At 71.9% G+C, this 19,006-nt stretch carries 19 protein-coding genes; 11 read left to right on the top strand and 8 right to left on the bottom strand.

Going from position 1 to position 19,006, the window contains the following annotated elements; all coding sequences use genetic code 11:
- Positions 1 to 28 precede the first annotated feature (28 nt).
- On the top strand, positions 29 to 1,039 hold the full coding sequence (locus tag E1285_RS13530; protein ID WP_132151781.1) for a LacI family DNA-binding transcriptional regulator: 1,011 nt from the start codon (positions 29 to 31) through the stop codon (positions 1,037 to 1,039).
- A gap of 21 nt (positions 1,040 to 1,060) precedes the next feature.
- Entirely contained in the window at positions 1,061 to 1,543 is a 483-nt protein-coding gene (locus E1285_RS13525) for a nucleoside deaminase (RefSeq protein WP_132151779.1), read from the top strand.
- Positions 1,544 to 1,638: 95 nt separating this feature from the next.
- On the opposite strand, the gene E1285_RS13520 is transcribed toward E1285_RS13525, so the two are convergent.
- On the bottom strand, positions 1,639 to 2,055 hold the full coding sequence (locus E1285_RS13520; RefSeq protein ID WP_165966599.1) for an SSI family serine proteinase inhibitor: 417 nt from the start codon (positions 2,053 to 2,055) through the stop codon (positions 1,639 to 1,641).
- Between the two features lie 318 nt (positions 2,056 to 2,373).
- Between E1285_RS13520 and E1285_RS13515 the strand changes: the two genes are divergently transcribed.
- Positions 2,374 to 2,844 carry a nuclear transport factor 2 family protein gene (locus E1285_RS13515; protein ID WP_132151775.1) on the top strand — a complete coding sequence of 157 codons (471 nt, stop codon included), beginning with the start codon at positions 2,374 to 2,376 and terminating at the stop codon, positions 2,842 to 2,844.
- Positions 2,845 to 2,874: 30 nt separating this feature from the next.
- Here E1285_RS13515 and E1285_RS13510 read toward each other — a convergent pair whose 3' ends face one another.
- From E1285_RS13510 to E1285_RS13490, 5 genes are all read right to left on the bottom strand, one after another.
- Positions 2,875 to 3,438: a DUF1707 domain-containing protein gene (locus E1285_RS13510; RefSeq protein WP_207946576.1), complete on the bottom strand. Its 564-nt coding sequence runs from the start codon at positions 3,436 to 3,438 to the stop codon at positions 2,875 to 2,877.
- A 61-nt stretch (positions 3,439 to 3,499) separates the two neighbouring features.
- A complete protein-coding gene (locus tag E1285_RS13505; protein WP_132151771.1) occupies positions 3,500 to 4,867 on the bottom strand; it encodes a GH1 family beta-glucosidase in 1,368 nt (455 codons plus the stop codon).
- A gap of 66 nt (positions 4,868 to 4,933) precedes the next feature.
- Positions 4,934 to 6,316, bottom strand: a complete 1,383-nt coding sequence (locus tag E1285_RS13500; protein ID WP_132151769.1) for a cellulose binding domain-containing protein — start codon at positions 6,314 to 6,316, stop codon at positions 4,934 to 4,936.
- A 40-nt stretch (positions 6,317 to 6,356) separates the two neighbouring features.
- Positions 6,357 to 7,148 (bottom strand): putative hydro-lyase, encoded by a 792-nt coding sequence (locus E1285_RS13495; RefSeq protein WP_207946575.1) that lies wholly within the window; start codon positions 7,146 to 7,148, stop codon positions 6,357 to 6,359.
- 172 nt (positions 7,149 to 7,320) lie between these two features.
- Positions 7,321 to 8,550: an NRAMP family divalent metal transporter gene (locus tag E1285_RS13490; RefSeq protein ID WP_132151767.1), complete on the bottom strand. Its 1,230-nt coding sequence runs from the start codon at positions 8,548 to 8,550 to the stop codon at positions 7,321 to 7,323.
- 156 nt (positions 8,551 to 8,706) lie between these two features.
- Here E1285_RS13490 and E1285_RS13485 point away from each other — a divergent pair, with 156 nt between their 5' ends.
- Positions 8,707 to 9,408: a GntR family transcriptional regulator gene (locus E1285_RS13485; RefSeq protein WP_132151765.1), complete on the top strand. Its 702-nt coding sequence runs from the start codon at positions 8,707 to 8,709 to the stop codon at positions 9,406 to 9,408.
- A gap of 54 nt (positions 9,409 to 9,462) precedes the next feature.
- Here the strand turns inward: E1285_RS13485 and E1285_RS13480 are convergent, their stop codons facing one another.
- Positions 9,463 to 10,098 (bottom strand): GntR family transcriptional regulator, encoded by a 636-nt coding sequence (locus tag E1285_RS13480; protein WP_243722757.1) that lies wholly within the window; start codon positions 10,096 to 10,098, stop codon positions 9,463 to 9,465.
- A 131-nt stretch (positions 10,099 to 10,229) separates the two neighbouring features.
- On the opposite strand from E1285_RS13480, the gene pdhA reads away from it, so the two are divergent.
- The 5 genes from pdhA (at position 10,230) to E1285_RS13455 (ending at position 15,218) form a co-directional block, all read left to right on the top strand.
- A complete protein-coding gene (pdhA, locus tag E1285_RS13475) occupies positions 10,230 to 11,372 on the top strand; it encodes a pyruvate dehydrogenase (acetyl-transferring) E1 component subunit alpha (protein ID WP_132151761.1) in 1,143 nt (380 codons plus the stop codon).
- An 11-nt stretch (positions 11,373 to 11,383) separates the two neighbouring features.
- Entirely contained in the window at positions 11,384 to 12,400 is a 1,017-nt protein-coding gene (locus tag E1285_RS13470; RefSeq protein ID WP_132151759.1) for an alpha-ketoacid dehydrogenase subunit beta, read from the top strand.
- Positions 12,397 to 13,668, top strand: coding sequence for a dihydrolipoamide acetyltransferase family protein (locus E1285_RS13465; RefSeq protein WP_132151757.1), 1,272 nt, complete (start codon positions 12,397 to 12,399; stop codon positions 13,666 to 13,668). Before E1285_RS13470 ends, E1285_RS13465 begins: the two co-directional genes overlap by 4 nt.
- Before the next feature lie 68 nt (positions 13,669 to 13,736).
- A complete protein-coding gene (locus E1285_RS13460) occupies positions 13,737 to 14,279 on the top strand; it encodes a YciI family protein (protein ID WP_132151755.1) in 543 nt (180 codons plus the stop codon).
- 81 nt (positions 14,280 to 14,360) lie between these two features.
- The gene (locus E1285_RS13455; protein WP_132151753.1) at positions 14,361 to 15,218 is read left to right on the top strand and encodes a maleylpyruvate isomerase family mycothiol-dependent enzyme; all 858 of its coding nucleotides are present in this window, start codon (positions 14,361 to 14,363) and stop codon (positions 15,216 to 15,218) included.
- A 35-nt stretch (positions 15,219 to 15,253) separates the two neighbouring features.
- Here E1285_RS13455 and E1285_RS47295 read toward each other — a convergent pair whose 3' ends face one another.
- Positions 15,254 to 16,969: an NAD(P)H-binding protein gene (locus E1285_RS47295; RefSeq protein WP_243722756.1), complete on the bottom strand. Its 1,716-nt coding sequence runs from the start codon at positions 16,967 to 16,969 to the stop codon at positions 15,254 to 15,256.
- A gap of 117 nt (positions 16,970 to 17,086) precedes the next feature.
- Between E1285_RS47295 and E1285_RS13440 the strand changes: the two genes are divergently transcribed.
- Complete coding sequence (locus E1285_RS13440; RefSeq protein WP_132151751.1) at positions 17,087 to 18,025, top strand: AraC family transcriptional regulator; 939 nt, start codon at positions 17,087 to 17,089, stop codon at positions 18,023 to 18,025.
- Between the two features lie 206 nt (positions 18,026 to 18,231).
- Positions 18,232 to 18,888, top strand: a complete 657-nt coding sequence (locus E1285_RS13435) for a TetR/AcrR family transcriptional regulator (protein ID WP_132151749.1) — start codon at positions 18,232 to 18,234, stop codon at positions 18,886 to 18,888.
- Positions 18,889 to 19,006 lie beyond the last annotated feature (118 nt).

Below are 19,006 nucleotides of genomic sequence, written 5' to 3'. Positions count from 1 at the left end.
CGGGCAACGGACGGACGGAGGGGGTCGGATGACGGGCAGCAACACCCGTCCCACGCTGGAGGCGGTCGCGGCGCGGGCCGGGGTGGGGCGCGGCACGGTATCGCGGGTCGTCAACGGCTCGCCCCGGGTCAGCGCGCAGGCCCGCGAGGCGGTGCTGAAGGCGATAGACGAACTCGGATACGTGCCGAACCGCGCGGCCCGCACCCTCGTCACCCGCCGCACCGACACCGTGGCGCTGGTCGTCGCCGAGTCCGACCAGCGGCTGTTCGACGAGCCGTACTTCGCCGGGATCATCCGCGGCATCAGCAACGGCCTCGGCGACACCGGGCTCCAGCTCCTGCTCGCCCTCGCCCGCTCCCCCGCCGAGTACGGGCGGCTGGAGGAGTACCTCACCACCCAGCACGTGGACGGGGTACTCCTCACCTCCCTGCACGCCGAGGACCCGCTGCCCGCCAGGCTGGAGGCCAACGGCGTGCCGACCGTCCTCGGCGGCCGCCCGCCCGGCCTCTCGCCGGTCAGCTACGTCGACGTCGACAACCGCAGCGGCGCCCGCGAGGCCGTCGCGCACCTGATCGCCGGCGGCCGGCGGCGGATCGCCACCATCGCCGGACCGCAGGACATGGGGGTGGGCATCGACCGGCTGGCCGGCTACCGGGAGGCCCTCGCCGAGGCGGGCCTGCCCGAGTACGTCGAGTACGGCGACTTCGGCGAGGCCAGCGGCATCGCCGCCGCGGAGAAGCTGCTGGCCGCCGAGCCGGCCCTGGACGCGGTGTTCGCCGCCGACGACCCGATGGCGCTCGGCGCGCTGCGCGTCCTGCACCGGCACGGCCGGCTCATCCCGGGCGACGTCGCGGTGATCGGCTTCGACGACTCGTCCGCCGCTCCGCTGGCCGACCCGCCACTCAGCACCGTCCACCAGTCACCGGAGGAGATGGGCCTGGAGATGGCCCGCCTCCTGATCTCCCGCATCCGCGGCGAGACGATCGAGGACCCGGTCGTCATCCTCCGCCCCCACCTGGTCATCCGGCACTCCGCGTGACCGGGCGCCTATGATCGTTTCATGGGCTATGAACCGACCGGCGCCGAGCTGGTGTACCTGAACCGCTGCGTCGAGCTGGCCGCCGCGGCACTGGAGTCGGGCGACGAGCCGTTCGGGTCGGTGCTCGTCGCCGCGTCCGGCGAGGTGCTGTTCGAGGATCGCAACCGCACCGCGGACGGCGACCAGACCCGCCACCCGGAGTTCGAGATCGCCCGGTGGGCCGCCCGGAACCTCGCCGCGGACGAGCGTCCCGCCGCCACGGTGTTCACGTCCGGCGAGCACTGCCCGATGTGCTCGGCCGCGCACGGCTGGGTCGGCCTCGGCCGCATCGTGTACATCCACTCGTCCGCGCAGGTCGCCGCCTGGCGCGCCGAGCTCGGCGTCCCGCCGGGGCCGGTCACGCCGTTCCCGGTCCAGGAGGTCGTGCCCGGCATCCGGGTGGACGGCCCCGTCCCCTCGCTGGAGTCCACGATGCGGGAGCTGCACATCCTGGCCTCCTCTTGAGCGGCCGGTAAAAGCGAGCATTTCATCTCTCGTTCGAATGCGGGCCGCCGGAAAGCACCCGTTTTCCCCATTCCGGCGGCCCGCGGTCCGCGGGGTTACTCGCGGAAGAGGATTCCGCCGGTGTCGCGCATGGCGGCGCACCGGTTGGGATAGGTCCGCGCGAAATGGCGCGGCTCACCGCGCCAGGTGCCGTCGGCGCTCACCCGGACGGGCGCGTACTCCAGCGTGCACGGCCCCTCCCTCGCGGGGATCCGCGCCACTTCGCCATCGGCGGATTCGAGTTGCTCGCACGCCTGCGGCGCGGAACGCAGCGTCCCTCCGTCCGGCCCGCACCACAGGGTCTTCCACCACAGGGTCTTCCCGGTGACGGGCCCCTCCTGCGGCGCCACCATCAGCAGGTAGGCGCCGGCCGGCTCCTGCGGCGGCTGCGCCTGCGCCGGGGCGGCCTGCGCGATCACCGCGGTTCCCGCCAGCGCGGCGGCCCACCGGAAACGGGCACGCGACATGGTCATGTCTTCCTCCCTGATTCGCCCGCCGCGATCTGCGGCACCGGGCCGGCCAGGACGCCGATTTGTGGTGGACGCCCCGGCCGCACCAGACATTAGACGCCACAAACTCCGGCGAACAAGACCATTCTTCGTCCCAACCCGGCCACCCGTTAACTCTTAAATCAAGTCTGCCCAAGTGTGCAATGCGCATTGCCGCCGAATGACCAGAAAATGTGCTACCGAGGGCCTGGGGCCGGAACACCGTCCCGCTCAACGGGACCGGAAGGCGGTCTCTCTCGCGCGGGGAGGATGATCGGACGGCGCGCCCGCCCCGGAGGTGACATGCCCGACCAACCGAGCAACCAGGCCATAGCGAACCTCATCTTCCGCTACGCCGAATGCATCGACGGCGCGGACTTCGCGGGCATCCGCGACCTGTTCGCGGGCGCCGTGTTCACCGGCAGCGGCGGCTCGCTGCACGGCGGCGACGCGATCGCGGCCATGTTCGAGAAGACGGTCATCGTCCACGACGACGGCACCCTGCGCACCAGGCACCTCACCACGAACCTCGCCATCGAGGTGGACGAGGAGGCCGGCACGGCCCGCTCAACGGCGTACTACACCGTCCTGCAAGCGGCGCCGTCCCTCCCGCTGCAGCCGATCGCCTGCGGCACCTACAACGACGCCTTCGAACGCCGCGACGGCCGCTGGCACTTCGCCGAACGCCGCATCACCCTGGACCTGACCGGCGATGTCAGTCACCATCTGCGCCACCCGGAGAAGCTTCCACCCCACGCCCGCCCCGCGCACTGATCCGCGGGCCGCTCACCGGGGCCGGACCCGCTATCTCGGCGGGTTGTCCGCCAGCTTGCGGCGTTCCCAGCGGTTGGGGTGGCGGACGACCACGCCGGCGGCGCCGCCGGTGCCGGTGAGGCGGACCAGCGGCGTGCCCGCGAGCCGGTCAGGGGTCGTCTTGTTCTTGAGTCCACCGGACAGTCCCGGTTCGAGTCCGGTGGTGTCCACCGCCCAGCCGTCGGGCAGCACGATGGTGACACCGGCCAGCTGGCCGTGCGCCTCGATCTCTATCTCGGGCAGCCGGCACTCGGTGCGGGTGAAGTCGAGCTTGACGCCCGCCATGCCGCCGTTCGCCGTGATGCGGGAGGGCACCTGCCAGCGGCCGGTGCGCGAAGCGCCGTGCATCCCGCCGTTGAGCACCAGCGGAGGGGCGGGCGCCTCCGGGACCGCGGACGGCAGGTCGGCGGTGAGCGCCGCGAGATCGTCGTAGGTCTTGGCGGTCAGCGCCGCGTCCAGCCGGGCCTCCAGCTCGTCCAGGTCGATGCGCCCCTCGGCGGTCGCGTCCCTCAGCCGGTCCACGGCCGCGTCCCTCTCGGCATGAGAAACGCGCATACTCCCTGAAGCAGGCCTATCTGGCAGGTTGCCGGTCATGCCACCAATCGTACGGTAGCGGTCATGTCCCGCGATGGGCGGCGATGGTGTCGCGGTACCAGTGGGCGCTGTCCTTCCAGGTGCGCTCGCCGGTGGAGTAGTCGACGTGGACGAGGCCGAAGCGCCTGGAGTAGCCGTAGGCCCATTCGAAGTTGTCCAGCAGCGACCAGGCGAAGTAGCCGCGGACGTCGGCGCCCGCTTCGCAGGCTCTTTCCACGGCGGCGATGTGGTCGCGCAGATAGGCGACCCGGCGGTCGTCGTGGATACGGCCGTCATCGTCCACCGCGTCGTCGAACGCCGCGCCGTTCTCGGTGACCATCAGCGGTGTGCGCGGGTAGTCGCGGTGCAGCCGCAGGAGAAGCTCCTCCATGCCCGTCGCGTCGATCGGCCAGTTCATCGCCGTGTAGGGGCCGGGCTGTTCGGCGAACTCGACGTCGTCGCAGCCGACGAACGGTGACGCCGCGCCCTGCCGGTGGCCGTCGGCGTGCTCGCGCGGCGATTCGCCGTCCCACTGCCGGACGAGCGTGGGCGAGTAGTAGTTGACGCCGAGGACGTCGATGGGCGCGGCGACGATCTCGGTGTCGCCGTCGCGCAGGAAGCTCCAGTCGGTCAGGGCCGCGGTGTCGTCCAGGAGGTCGGCGGGGTAGCCGTTGCCGAGCATCGGGTCGAGGAAGACGCGGTTGGACACGGCGTCCACCCGCCGGACGGCCTCGGCGTCGCCGCGCAGATGGTGGATGTTGAGCGTGACCGAATGCCGCGCGGACGGCGGGACCACACCGCGCAGCGCCCGCACCGCCAGGCCGTGCGCGAGGTTGAGGTGGTGGGCGGCGGCGAGCGCGTCCGCCGGGTCGGTGCGGCCGGGAGCGTGCACGCCGGACGCGTAGCCGAGGAAGGCCGAGCACCACGGCTCGTTCAGCGTCGTCCATGTGTGGACGCGGTCGCCCAGGACGCGCCCGATCCGTTCGGCGTAGTCGGCGAACCGTTGGGCCGTGTCGCGCTCCGGCCAGCCGCCCGCGTCCTCCAGGTCCTGCGGGAGGTCCCAGTGGTAGAGGGTGGCGACCGGCGCGATGCCGTGTTCGAGCAGTTCGTCGACCAGGCGGGAGTAGAAGTCGATGCCCTTCTGGCTGGGCGTCCCGCCCGGGAGGACGCGCGACCAGGAGATGGAGAACCGGTAGGCGTCCAGGCCCAGGGCGGCCATCGTCGCGACGTCCTCTTCCCGGCGGTGGTAGTGGTCGGTGGCGACGTCGCCGGTGTCGCCGTCCAGCACCTTGCCGGGTGTGTGGCTGAAGGTGTCCCAGATGGACGGTGCGCGACCGTCCTCCTGGGCGGCTCCCTCGATCTGGTAGGCGGCCGTGGCCGCTCCCCACACGAACCCTTCCGGGTAGCCCATCGGTTCTCCTTTCCAGAGTGATGACCACACTGTACTGGGAGCGCTCCCACGCCCGCGGCCGCCGCCTCAGGTACGGCACTCGCCGCCGTTGAGGGTGAAGCGGGACGGACGTCCGTTCCCGCCCTCCTGCCGTCCGAGGAACCCGAACTCGGCCGTCCCGTCCGGCGGGATCGACCGGTTCCAGTCCGCCGCCGTCACGGTGACCGACGAGCCCTCCTGGACCTGGCTGCCGTTCCACAGCTGGGTGATCGCCTGCCCGTCCGGGAACTCGAACGCCAGCCGCCAGCCGTCGATCTCGCCGTCGCCGAGGTTCGTGATCCGCACCGTGGCCTGGAAGCCCTGCGGCCACGTCCCGTCGACCCGGTACGCCACCGAGCAGGCGGACGCCCGTTCCGCCGGCGTCGGGCTCTCGGCCGGCGGCGGGGCCGTCCGCTCGGACGAGTCCGGAGCCAGCGCCGCCAGCAGCACCGCCACGAGCGCGATCGCGCCGGCCGCCGCACCGGCGATGATCAAGGGCTTCCGCGGCGAGGCCGGGCCGGCCGCCGCGGTCTCCCCGGACGGGACGGGGTCGTCCAGCACGCGTGTCGGGTCCCGCGGCGCCGGGTCGGGGGCCCGGCGGCCGTCCGGTGCCCCGGCGGGTTCCGGCGCGGGGAACGGGGCGAGCTGCACGCCGGCGGCGCCGGCGAGGACCCGCGCCGCCTCGGGGGCGGTGGGCCGGGCCTCGGGGTCCTCGCTGAGGCAGCGGCGGCAGACGTCGCCGACCCGGTCCGGAACGTCCGGCGGGAGGGTGGGCATGTCCTCGGACGGGGCGCCGGCGAGGCACTCCTGGAGGACGACGCCCAGGGAGAACATGTCGGCCGCCGAGGTCGGGGGCGTGCCGGACAGGAGTTCGGGCGCGACATAGGCGGGGGTGCCGAGGAGCGTGCCCTTCTCGTCCGGCCCGTCGGCGCGGCCTTCACCCGACGCGGCCGGGCCGGTGAAGGCGATGCCGAAGTCGAGGACCTTCACGCCGACCCGCGTGAGGAACACGTTCGCGGGCTTGATGTCGCGGTGCACGATCCCGGCGGCGTGGGCGGCTCCCAAGGCGTCGGCGACGTGGGCGCAGATCCCGGCGGCCTCGCGCCAGGGCAGCGGGCCCCGGGACAGGCGTGCCGCCAGGCTCTCGCCGTCCAGCGACTCCATGACCACGTACGGAACACCGTCGTGTTCCCCGTAGTCGTGGACGCCGGTGATGCTGGGGTGGGCGAGACCCGCGGCGGCCTTCGCCTCCTGGCGGAGCCGCCGTGTGAACTCCTCGGGCCAGCCCTCCTTGGGCACCTTGACCGCGACGGCGCGGTCCAGGACGAGATCGACCGCGCTCCACACGGTCGCCATGCCGCCGGCCCCGAGGGGACGCTCCAGTCGATAGCGCTCCCCCAGGAGGTCACCCGGGGCGACGGTCTCGGCCATGAACCGAAGCCTATGCCGTACTCAGGAGACCCTGGCGGTCTCAGGGGACGAGGTACCGGCTGTCGCGTGCGTCGGTGACGGCCATGTGGCCGGGGGCGTGCCCGATCGCCAGCTTGGGACGGGACGCCATCACCGCAGCCTGCGGGGTCACTCCGCAGGCCCAGAAGACCGGTATCTCGTCCACCCGGACGTCGACGGGGTCGCCGAAGTCGGGCCTGCCGATGTCGTCGATGCCGAGTTCGACCGGGTCGCCGATGTGCACGGGCGCGCCGTGGACGGCCGGATACCGGGACGTCACCCGCACGGCGTCGGCCACCTGCCCCGCCGGGACGGGACGCATCGACACGACGAGGGGGCCGCCGAACTCTCCGGCCCGGCGGCACAGCCGGTTCGTCCGGTACATGGGGACGTTGCGGTCCTGCTCGATGTGCCGGAGGGGGACGCCCGCGTCGCGGAGCGCGTCCTCGAAGGTGAAGCTGCACCCGATGAGGAACGAGACCAGGTCGTCCCGCCAGTAGCCGGTCACGTCGGCGGCCTCGGCGACCGGTTCGCCGTGCTCGTAGACGATGTAGCCGGGAAGGTCGGTGCGCAGGTCGCCGGCGAACAGGGACGCGGAGACCTCACCGGGTCCGGTGACGTCCAGGACGGGGCACGGCTTGGGGTTGCGCTGCGCGAACAGCAGCAGGTCGTACGCCTGCTCGCGGGGCACGGCGATGAGGTTGGCCTGCGTCCAGCCGGCGCACCAGCCGGCGGTGGGACGGCTCAGGCCCGCGCGGAACAAGGCCCTGGCCTGGTCGGGCGACAGCGATCCCGGGTCGATGGGTGCGGTCATGGTCTCTCCTGAGTCCGGGTCTGCGGCGCCCGACACCCCCACGCCAGGCGCCGCATGACCCGGACGGCCCACACACTGGACGTCGCCAGGGGGCCTCGTATGGGAGAACGCCCAGGTCCCGCTCGATAGTTCCCGTTTCAGGCGATGAACCTGAATCTCATGCCACATCCCCTCACCCCCACAGATCGTTGAGGCCGGACAGGGAGTTCCAGCCCAGGTAGAGGGCGAGCAGCCAGGCGGCGGCGCCGAGGGCGAGCAGCCAGGCGGGGTACCGGTAGCCGCCGAGCAGGTCGCGGCGGCGGGCCGCGGCCCACAGCAGGACCGCGAGACCGAACGGGAGGATCAGCCCGTTCAGCGCGCCGGCGAGGATGAGCAGCTTGGCCGGGGCCGTCCCGAGCGCGAGGTAGATCGCGGCGGAGACCAGGATGAACACCACCACCAGGCGGTTGCGGTGCCGCTCGACGAACGAGGAGAACGAGACCAGGAACGTCACCGAGGTGTAGGACGCTCCGATGACCGAGGTGATCGCGGCCGACCACATGATCAGGCCGAAGAGGCGCAGCCCGGCCTCGCCCGCCGCGTGCTCGAACGCGGAGGCGGGGGCGTTCTCCTGGGCGAGGGTGACGCCGCCGGCGACGACGCCGAAGACGGCGAGGAACAGCAGTACCCGCATCAGGCCGGTGATGAGGATGCCGGTGACGGCGGCGCGGTTGATCTCCCGCACGTTCTCGGGGCCGGTCAGCCCGGAGTCGACCATGCGGTGGGCGCCCGCGTAGGTGATGTAGCCGCCGACCGTTCCGCCGATCAGGGTAGTGATGACGAGGAAGTCGACCGTCTCCGGCGCGACGCTCTGCCGGAGCGCGTCGCCGAGGGGCGGGTCGGACACGAACGCCACGTAGAGGGTCAGCAGGATCATGGCGCCGCCGAGCAGGACCACGATCCGGTCCATCGCGACCCCGGCGCGCCGGATCAGGAAGATCGCGATGGCGGCGAGCGCGGAGATCCCTCCGCCGATCTTGACGTCGAGGCCGAGCAGCGCGTTGAGGCCGAGGGCCGTCCCGGCGATGTTGCCGATGTTGAAGACCAGGCCGCCGAAGATGTCGAGCGCGGCGAGGCCGTAGCCGGCGCCGGGCAGGACGCGGTTGCCGAGTTCCTGGGCGCGCATGCCGGAGACGCCGACGACGCGCCACACGTTGAGCTGGATCGCGATGTCCACCAGCACCGACACGAGGATCGCGAACGCGAACGCGGCGCCGAGCTTGGCGGTGAACACGGTGGTCTGGGTGATGAAGCCGGGACCGATGGCGCTGGTGGCCATCAGGAACATCGCGCCGACGAGCGCGCCGCGACGCGAGGGTGCGGATGGTGCCGGGGTCTTGTCCAGGGTGGTCCGATCCGTCATGGGGGTGACCCTTCTGGGGGTTCGGCTTTCCGCCAGGGTAAGGATTGTTCAACAATCCAGCAATAGTCTTGTTGATGGATTCTTCGATCGCTGGATAGGCTGAGCTCACCCAGACGTCCCGCGCGGCAGCCCCGCGCCGACCCCGGAAGGTGGCCGATGACCGTGCCGGCGCAGGGCTCGTGGCTGACCGGTATCGCGGCCGCCCGGCACGATCTCGACCGGACCAGCACCGCCGCGAGGATCGCCGAGCTTCTCCGCGAGCAGATCACCGATGGGCGGCTGGCGCCCGGGGAGCGGGTCCGCGAGGAGGAACTGGGCGAGGCGCTGAAGGTGTCGCGCAACACCGTCCGCGAGGCGTTCCGGCTGCTCGCCCAGGAACGGCTGCTCGTCCACGAGTTCAACCGCGGCGTGTTCGTGCGCCGCGTCACCGCCGACGGCCTGGCCGACCTCTACCGGGTCAGGCGGATCCTGGAGTGCGAGGGCGTGCGGTGCGCCCCGGACGCACCCCGCGAGGCGCTCGACCGGGTGGAGGCCGCCGTCCTCGACGGCGAGCGCGCCGCCGCGGCCGGGGAGTGGGCGGACGTGGGAACCGCCGACATCCGCTTCCACCAGGCGATCGCCGCCCTCGTGGGCAGCCCGCGCGTGGACGAGATGACCCGGCATCTGCTGGCCGAGATGCGCCTCGTCTTCCACGAGATGGGATCGCCGCGCGAGTTCCACGAGCCGTATCTCGCCCGCAACCGGCGCCTCTACGACATGCTCGCGCGGGACGAGCTCGCGGCGGCCGAACGGGAGCTGCGCTCCTACCTGGACGACGCCGAGGCGCAGCTCACGAAGGGCTACCGCGATAAAGAGTGATCACAGTGCCCGTTCGGTCACTGGGGCGCGGTTCGATCACGGGGCGCGGTTCGATCACGGGGCGTAGTTCATGACGTGGTCGTGCAGGAGCCGCGGCGCCTGCGGGTCGCGGCGGCGGAACGCCTCGATCAGGTCGGCGTGCTCGGCCGACTTGGAGTAGATCTCGGTCTGGTGGAGGCGCAGGGACAGCGTCGTCCACAGCTCGATGCCGAGGCCCTCCCAGACCGAGACGAGCAGCCGGTTCCCCGCGGCCTCGACGATCTCGCGGTGGAAGGCGATGCTGAGGCGCATCTGCCGGTGCAGGTCACCGTCGCGCGCGGCGTCGCCGAGCAGCCGGTTGTGGCCCTCCAGCGCGTCCAGGCAGGCGTCCGACAGGCGGGGCACCGCCAGCTCCGCGGCCGTGCGCTCCAGCCCGGCCCGGACGGGGAAGATCTCGGCGAGGTCCCGCTCGGTGAAGTCGCGAACGCGGGCGCCCCGGTTGGGCAGCGACTCGATCAGTCGCTGCGCTTCCAGCTGGCGCAGCGCCTCCCGGACGGGCCCCTGGCTGACGCCGAGCTCGGTGGCGATGCGGCGCTCGACGATGCGCTCCCCCGGTTCCCACCGGCCGGCGCTGATGCCCTCGACGATGAACTCGCGGATCTGGTCGGCGAGTCCGGTGCGGAGCAGCTGGGCTGGGATCGGCGCGTTCACGGAATCACATGTTAGACGGAGATTCGGTAAGTGGCTCTTGACGGCTAGAATATGATCGATCATAGATCAATGATGATCGGTGGGCGCCGTGGCGATCCTACGGCGCCGCCCCGGACGAAAGAAGGTCGCCGATGGCTGAGACCGCCCAGACGGCCAGGAGGGCCGCTCCGGCCCGGAACCGGAGGACGCCCGGCACCTCCAAGGCGAAGGACTCCGCGCCGCCGCCGGAGGCCACCGCCACGTCGCCGGAGGCTCCCGCCCCGCCGGCGGACGCCGAGACCCTCGTCGGCTACTACCGGCAGATGCTCCTGATCAGGCGGTTCGAGGAGCGCGCCGCCCGCGCCTACACCGAGGCCAAGATCGGCGGGTACTGCCACCTGAACCTCGGCGAGGAGGCCACGGTCGTCGGCCTGATGGCCGCGCTGCGCCCCACCGACTACCTCTTCACCAACTACCGCGAGCACGGCTACGCGCTCAGCAAGGGCATCGGCGCCGACCGCGTCATGGCCGAGCTGTACGGCCGCTCCACCGGCGTGTCCAAGGGGTGGGGCGGGTCGATGCACCTGTTCGACGCCGAGGCGCGGCTGCTCGGCGGGTACGGCATCGTCGGCGGGCAGCTCCCCCTGGCCACCGGCGCCGCGCTCGCCGTCTCCTACAAGGGCGGCGACGACGTCGTCATGTGCCACATGGGCGACGGCACGGCCGCGACCGGCGCGTTCCACGAGTCGCTGAACATCGCCGCCCTGTGGGACCTCCCGGTCGTCTTCGTCGTGGTCAACAACGGTCTGGGCATGGGCACGACCGTGGAGAACTCCTCCGCCGAGCCCGAGCTGTACCGGCGCGGCGCCGCGTACCGGATGGACAGCGTCCGGGTGGACGGCACCGACGTCGTCGCGGTCCGCGACGCCGCCCGCCTCGCCGTCGAACGCGCCCGCACCGAGAGCAAGCCGTACCTGCTGGAGACCATCAGCCCGCGGCTGAAGGGCCACTCCGTCGTCGACCCGGCCCGCTACCGGTCCAAGGAGGAGAAGGAGGCTCTCAAGGCCGCCGATCCCCTGGCCCGCATGGCACTGGACCTGGAGGAGGCCGGGATCCTCACCCACGACGAACGCGACCGCCTCGACGCCGAGATCAAGGCCGAGATCGACGCCGCCGCCGCGTTCGCCGACGAGAGCCCGGCCCCCGACGTGTCGACGCTGTTCGACTACACCTACGCCACTCCCGTCCCCGGCGACCTGCGCCGGATGCCCGCCGACCCCGTATTCCGTTCCTGAGGAGCACGCTCATGGCAACGATGACCTACCGCCAGGCGCTCCGGGACACCCTCCGCGCCGAGATGCTGCGGGACGAGAACGTCTTCCTGATGGGCGAGGAGATCGGGCTCTTCGAGGGCTCCTACAAGATCACCGAGGGGCTGCTGAAGGAGTTCGGGCCGCGCCGCGTCCGCGACACCCCGATCGCCGAGGAGGGCTTCGTCGGCGCCGCGATCGGCTCCGCGATGCTCGGCCTGCGCCCGGTCGTGGAGATCATGACGATCAACTTCTCGCTGCTGGCACTGGACCAGATCGTCAACCACGCCGCGAAGATCTACGGCATGTTCGGCGGCCAGTCCAGCGTCCCGATGGTGATCCGCACCCCCGGCGGCGGCGGGCAGCAGCTCGGCGCCACCCACTCGCAGAACGTCGAGCTGTTCTACTCGTTCATCCCCGGCCTGAAGGTCGTCGCGCCGTCCACGCCCGCCGAGGCGTCCGCGATGCTGAAGGCCGCGATCCGCGACGACGACCCGGTGCTGTTCCTGGAGAACCTCGCCCTCTACAACACCAAGGGCGAGCTGCCCGGCCCGATCGAGGAGATCGAACCCGCCGAGATCGGCCGCGCGGGCGTCACCCGTCCCGGCACCGACATCACGATCATCGGCTACTCCCGCATGGCCCGCGTGGCCGTGGAGGTCGCCGAGACCCTCGCGGCCGAGGGCATCTCCGCCGAGGTCGTGGACCTGCGCAGCCTGCGTCCCCTCGACCGGCAGACCGTCGTGGACTCCGTCCGCAAGACGGGCTCCGCCGTGGTCGCCGAGGACGACTGGCTCACCTACGGCATCGGCGCCGAGATCGCCGCCACCATCCAGGAGGGCGCTTTCGACTGGCTGGACGCCCCGGTCCGCCGGGTCGCGATGGCCGAGGTGCCGCTCCCCTACGCCAAGTCCCTGGAGACGGCGGCGCTGCCGTCCGCCGGCTCCCTGCTCACCGCCGCCCGCGACACGCTCCGCGCAACCGGCCGTCAAGTCCTGGAGCCCGCGTCATGACCGACATCCTCATGCCCCGCCTCTCCGACACCATGGAGGAGGGCGTCATCAGCTCCTGGCAGAAACAGCCCGGGGACGAGATCGCGGTCGGTGACATCCTCGTGGACATCGAGACCGACAAGGCCGTCATGGAGTACGAGGCGTACGAGGACGGTGTCCTCGACAAGATCCTCGTGGCCGAAGGCGAGACCGCCGCGATCGGTACCCCCATCGCCGTGATCACCCCGGCCGGCGGCGAGCCACCCGCCGCCAAGCCGGAGCCCGCCACCAAGCCCGAACCGGCCGCCGCCCCGGAACCCGCACCCGCGCCGGAACCTGCCGCCGAGGCCCCCGCGACCCCGGCCCTCGCCGCGGAGGGTTCCGCCGGGACGTCCCGTCCCCCGTCGTCGCCGCTGGCACGCAGGCTGGCCCGCGACCACGGCATCGAGCTGACGGCGCTGAAGGGTTCAGGCCCCGGTGGACGCATCGTCCGCGCCGACATCGAGGCCGCGATCAGGACCACCGCACCCGCACCCGCGTCCGCACCCGCCGCCCCGGCTCCGGAACCCGCCGCCGCCCCGGCCAAGGCGCAGGCGGCGGAGGACCCGGACGTCGAGGCCGTCCCCCTGAACCGGTTCCGCAAGGTCGCGGCCAAGCGGCTGACCCAGAGCAAGCGCGAGGCCCCGCACTTCTACCTCAACCGCGAGGTGGACGCCGAGCCCCTGCTGGCGTTCCGCGCCACACTGAACGAGGCGCTCGTCCCGTCCAAGGTCAGCGTCAACGACCTGATCGTGAAGGCGGCGGCGACCGCGCTCCGCGAGCACCCGGCCGTGAACGTCTCCTACACGGAGGAGAACCTGCTCTTCCACAAGCGCGTCAACGTCGGCATCGCCGTGGCGGTCGAGGACGGCCTACTCGTCCCCGTCATCAAGGACACCGACCGCAAGAGCGTCTCCCAGATCGGCCAGGAGACGCGCGAGCTGGCGGGCAAGGCGCGCGACGGCAAGCTCTCGCTCCAGGAGATGAGCGGCGGCACGTTCAGCGTCAGCAACCTCGGCATGTTCGGCGTGGACTCGTTCTCCGCGGTGATCAACCCGCCGGAGGCGGCGATCCTCGCCGTGGGCGCGGTCCGGGACGAGCCGGTGGTGCGCGACGGCCAGGTCGTCCCCGGCAAGCGCATGGCCGTGACCCTGTCGGTCGACCACCGCGCCACCGACGGCGCGACGGCCGCCAAGTTCCTGGACCGCCTCGCCACCCTCCTCGAAAACCCGCTCCTCATCGTGGCCTGACTTCTGCCCGGCCTCCGCGGGGCGTCCACTGCCGCCCCGCGGAGGCCTGACGGTAGAAGACTGGGGGCATGGAGTTCTTCTGCTATCACCGCGACCGGCCCGGCTCGCTGGATCTGCGCCACGAGCTGCTGGAAGACCACTGGTCCTACATGGACGGGTACGCGGCGCAGATGATCGCCCGCGGCCCGACCTTCGCCGGCGACACACCCACCGGCAGCGTGCACATCCTCGACCTGCCGGATCCCGCCGCCGCCCGCGCGTTCGCCTTCGACGAGCCCGGCTACCAGGCCGGCGCGTACCGGGACGTGCTGCTGCGCCGCTGGCGCAACACGCTGGGCCGCACCATGTGGGACTTCCCGAGCGGCCGGACCGGCGGCGACCGCTACCTTGTGCTCGGCCTCGGCTCAGGCCAGGCCGCCGACCTCGCCCCACCACCCGTCGGGGACGACCTGATCGCCTACGGGCCGCTGCTCTCCGACGACGAATCCAGCTGGCTGGGCACCGCGGTTCTGCTCCGCGCCCCGGACCCCGGCGCGGCACGCACCGTCCTGACCTCCGACCGGTACGCCGCCGTCGAGGTCCACGCCTGGGAGTTCGGCGGACGACGTTGAACGAACCCCGGGCCACGACCTACGACCGGAACGCCGCGATACTCGGTGGCCAAGAGGATCTTCGATTGGCAGGCTTTGGGGATGGCATCCCAGCTCAGTGACGTGCCGGACCACGCCTGGCTCGGCGTCCCGATCGACGCACGCTCCTTGTTCGCCCCGGAACACACGGCGCTGATGGGCACAATGCGCGGTCTGGCGCCCGCCGATTGGGGCGCGGAGGCGGTGCCCGGCTGGACCGTCCGTGATCTCGCCGCCCACGTCCTCGGCGACTACTACGGCCGCCTCGCCCGCGACCGCGACGGCCACCGGGAAGGCCCCGTCTTCGGGCCGGGCGAGACGCTGGAGGCGTTCATCCACCGCATCAACCAGGAATGGGTGGACGCGTTCTCCCGTGTCAGCCCCGCCGCACTCACCGACACCCTGGACGTGATCGGCGGACAGAACGCCCGGTTCTTCGAGGCCGCCGACCTCGCCTCCCCCTCACTCGGTGTGTCCTGGGCCGGTATCGACCCGGCACCGATGTGGCTGGACTGTGCCCGCGACTTCACCGAGTACTGGACCCACCGCCAGCAGATCCGCCACGCCACCGGCCAGGACACCGACCACGACCCGCGGCTCCTGGCCGTGGTCCTGGACACCTTCATGCGGGCTCTGCCCCACACCCTCCGCGAGGTAGACGCACCGGTCGGCACGCAGATCCAGATGCGGATCGGCGGCCCGGCCGGTGGCACCTGGACGGTCACGGCCACCGAGAGCCGCTGGTCGCTGGCCGAACCGGACGGCGGACGTCCCGCCGCGACCGTCCATCTGGACGCGGAGACCGTCTGGCGCCTGTGCACCCGAGGCATCCAGCCGGCCGACGCCCTGACCCACGCCCGCATCAACGGCCGACGTGACCTGGCCGAAGCCGCCTGCCAGATCGTGTCGATCATCTACTGACCGGGGGTGCCGCCAGCGCTGCGCCGGCCGTCCCGTCAGGGAATGAGAATGACCTTGCCGCGGGTCCGACCGGTCTCGCTCCTGCGGTGGATCGAGGCCAGCTCCGTCAGCGGATGGGATTCGGCGATGTCGACGGTCAGGTCGCCGGCCTCGATGAGGGAGACGATCCTTTCCAGCTGCGCGGGGTCGTTGCGGGCCACGAAGTGCCTACCGGCACCGGAGGGGATCGGCGTGGCGATGGACACCGCGACACCGCCCGGTCGCACGAGCGTCGCGAGTTCGGCGGCCGCGTCCCTTCCGATCCCGGCGAGGTTGATCACGGCGTCGTTGCCGCCGGGCAGGGCTTCGGCCGTGTAGTCGACGATCTGATCGGCGCCGAGGGCTCGCACCGCGGCGGCGCTGCGGGCACTGGCGGTGGCGATCACGGTCGCGCCGGCGTGCCCGGCCAGCTGGACGGCGAAGCTCCCGACCCCGCCGCCGGCACCGTTGATCAGGACGCGGTGGCCCGCGGTCACCTTCGCGTGCTCGAACAGCGCCTGCCAGGCGGTCAGCGCGGCGACCGGGATCGCCGCGGCGTCGGTCAGCGGGACGGCGGCGGGCGCCGCGGCCAGGACGTCCGCCGGTGCGGCGACGTACTCGGCCGCGGCCCCTCCCCCGTCCAGGCGGCCGATCACCCGGTCACCGGGGGCCCACCCGGTCACCCCGGCGCCGACGGCCGCGATCGTGCCGGAGAAGTCCCAGCCCAGGGTGTACGGCAGGGCCGTCGGCAGGACGTCTCGCAGCAGGCCCGACCGCAGCGCCGCCTCCGAGGGATTGAACGAGGTCGCGGCGACGTGGACGAGCACCTGGCCGGGACCGGGCTCCGGCAGCGGCACCTCCTCGTGGCGGATGACCTCAGGCCCGCCGTAGGAGTGAACGCGAGCGGCCCGCATTGTGGTGTGGAAGGCGTGTGCGTGCTCGGCCGCCCACGAACGAAACGTGCGGGCCGCGCTCCCGGTGACCTCCTCCACGGTGGCGGTGACCGGTGCCGGGCCGGCGGTCATCTCGGCCTGGGCGCGAAGGACGCCGTCCACGGCCTCAGGCGGCCAGCCGAGGGCCGACATCCGGCGGCGGGCATCCTGCGGGGTGCTCTCATCCCAACGCACCGGGTCGCCGGTCACCTCGCCGATGATGCGCACCTGCTCGGCCTGGGTCAGCGAGTGCGGCCCGGTCAGCTCGTAGACGGCGCCGGTGTGTGCGTCCTCGGTCAGCGCCCGCATCGCGACCGCCGCGATGTCCCGCTCGTGCACCGGCGACATCGCCGCCCGTCCGTACGGCTCACTCACCACGCCCCCGGCGCGGATCTGCCCCGCCCAACGCAGCGCGTTCGCCGCGAAGGCGTGCGGGCGCAGGACCGTCCACTCCAGCCCGGACCGAACGATCAGCCGCTCGGCCTGCCGCTCATGGTCGCGCACTGCCGCCGATGACAGGTAGACCACCCGGCGGGCATGCTCGGCCGCCACCGTCAGCACTGCCTCCAGACCCTCGGCCGATGCGAACGGCCAGACCAGGAACACCGCCTCGACACCTTCGAAGGCGGTGTGCAAGGAATCGGGCGAGGACAGATCGCCGTGCACGCTCTCGACGGTGGACAGGAGATCGGCCGGTCCCCGGGTCAGCGCGCGAACATCGGCCCCGGCCTCCAGCAGTTGCGCCGTCACCTGGCGGCCTACCGTGCCGGTCGCCCCGGTGACCAAGATCTGTCCCGACATCCTGCGCCCCCATTCGTTGATTTCAACTGATGCTCAAACGTAGGAGGGGTGGATCGGACGGACAATGCTCAATACTCTGAGATTCATACGCGATCGTCGGAATGCTAGGTTCTGCGCGTGGATCTGCTCAGCGACGTGGTCGCCGTCATGCGCTCCGGACGGCCCCGCTCGGCGCGGGTCGCCTGGCATGCCCCCTGGGGGCAGCACTTTCCCGCGGTGCCCGGATCGGCGGGCTTCCAGGTGATCCTGCAGGGCCCGTGCTGGCTCGTCCCGCCCTCCGGCGACCCCGTCGCGCTCGGCGTCGGCGACGTGGTGTTCTTCCCCCACGGTCACGGCTACGCCCTCGCCGACAACCCGTCGACACCGCTGGCCGGCCCCGTCTGCGACCCGCTGGAGGACGCCGAGTTGTTCGTGTCCGACTTCGCCGGGCAGGACGGGCCCGTCACCGTGACACTGTGCGGCGGATATCAACTCGACCCGCGCCACACCCACCCGCTCCTACGCGACCTGCCCGAGCTGATCCACCTGCCCGCGAGGCTCGGCCACCACCCCGAACTGCGCGCGGCCGTCGACCTGCTGGGCAACGAGATCGGCGATCCCCGTCTCGGCGCGGACACCGTCGTGCTCGCGCTGCTGGACATGCTGCTGCTGTACATCCTGCGCGCCTGGTTCGAGAATCCACCTGCGCCGGCCAAGGCCACCGGCTGGGCCACGGCTCTGGCCGACCCCGCCCTCAGCGCCGCCCTGCACGCCATGCACCGCGACCCCGCCCGGCCCTGGACCGTCCAGTCCCTTGCCGCCGAGGCGGGCCTGTCCCGCGCCACCTTCGCCCACCGCTTCACCACCCTGGCGGGCAGGCCGCCCCTGACCTACCTGACCTGGTGGCGGCTGACCCTCGCGGCCGGCCTCCTGCGCCAGTCCGACGCCCTGCTGGGCCAGGTGGCCACCCGCATCGGCTACACGTCCGAGTTCGCCTTCGCCAACGCCTTCAAACGCCAGTACGGCATCGCACCCGGCAAATACCGACGTCAGAACACCGCAGGCGCCCCCACCTGAGCAGCAGAGCGAAGCGGCTCCCCACCTTCGCGCTGAGCCGCCGATCGTGACCGGGGCGAAGCGAGCTCCCAGGCGGGGCGACCCACCACCCGCAGCATGGCACTGGCGAACGACCGAACATCCCCGTCCGAGGGTCGACATGTCACTGCCTGGTGACATATACTTTGTCACCAGGCAGTGACATACAGGGAGAGAGTCGCATCCAGATGTCCCCGGCAAGGCCACGAAACCGGCGAGCGACCGAACGCGCCCTCCTGGAAGCGGTGGGTGATCTGTTGTCACGCGAGGGATTCGCCTCCCTCGGTGTCAACTCCGTGGCTCGCGAGGCGGGGGTCGACAAGGTCCTGATCTACCGGTACTTCGACGGCATGGCCGGCCTCTTGCGGGCCTTCGCCGCGAGCGAGGGGTTCTGGCCGAGCGTCGAGGAGATCCTCGGCGAGGGGTCGGCCGACCTGCGGACCATGACCGCCGCCGACCGCTGGGCGACCGGACTGGTGCGCTACGCGCGGGCGCTCCGGCGGCGCCCCCTGGCCCGCGAGGTCCTCGCATGGGAGCAGGTGGAGAAGAACGACCTCACCGAGATCCTCCGGCTGCGGCGCGAGGAGTGGTTCGAGGAGCTTCTGCGGCTGTTCCCCGACGACACCGCCGCCACCGCCGCCGACCCCGTGGGGACGGCCCTGGTCATCGCCACCTCGATTCACTACCTCATCGCCCGCAGCCGCCTGCACCCCGACTTCAACGGCCTCGGCATCGACACAGATGCCGACTGGTCCCGCATCGAGGAGATCGTCCACGCCCTCGCCCACCGGACCCTCCGGGCCGATGACCCGGCGGGGAACACCACAAGGAGCGAACATGCCTAGATCCATCCACCGGACCGGCGACACCCGCCGACGGCCGCTCTCGGATTCGCGCCCCGACGATCCGCCGATCGTCGCGGCTCTCCGCTACGGGGTCACCGCGCCCAGCGCGCACAACACC

The sequence above is a fragment of the Actinomadura sp. 7K507 genome (genome assembly GCF_004348425.1).
Taxonomy (GTDB): domain Bacteria; phylum Actinomycetota; class Actinomycetes; order Streptosporangiales; family Streptosporangiaceae; genus Spirillospora.
The sequence above is the reverse complement of the archived record's forward strand: the minus strand, read 5'-3'. Positions and strand labels throughout refer to the sequence as shown.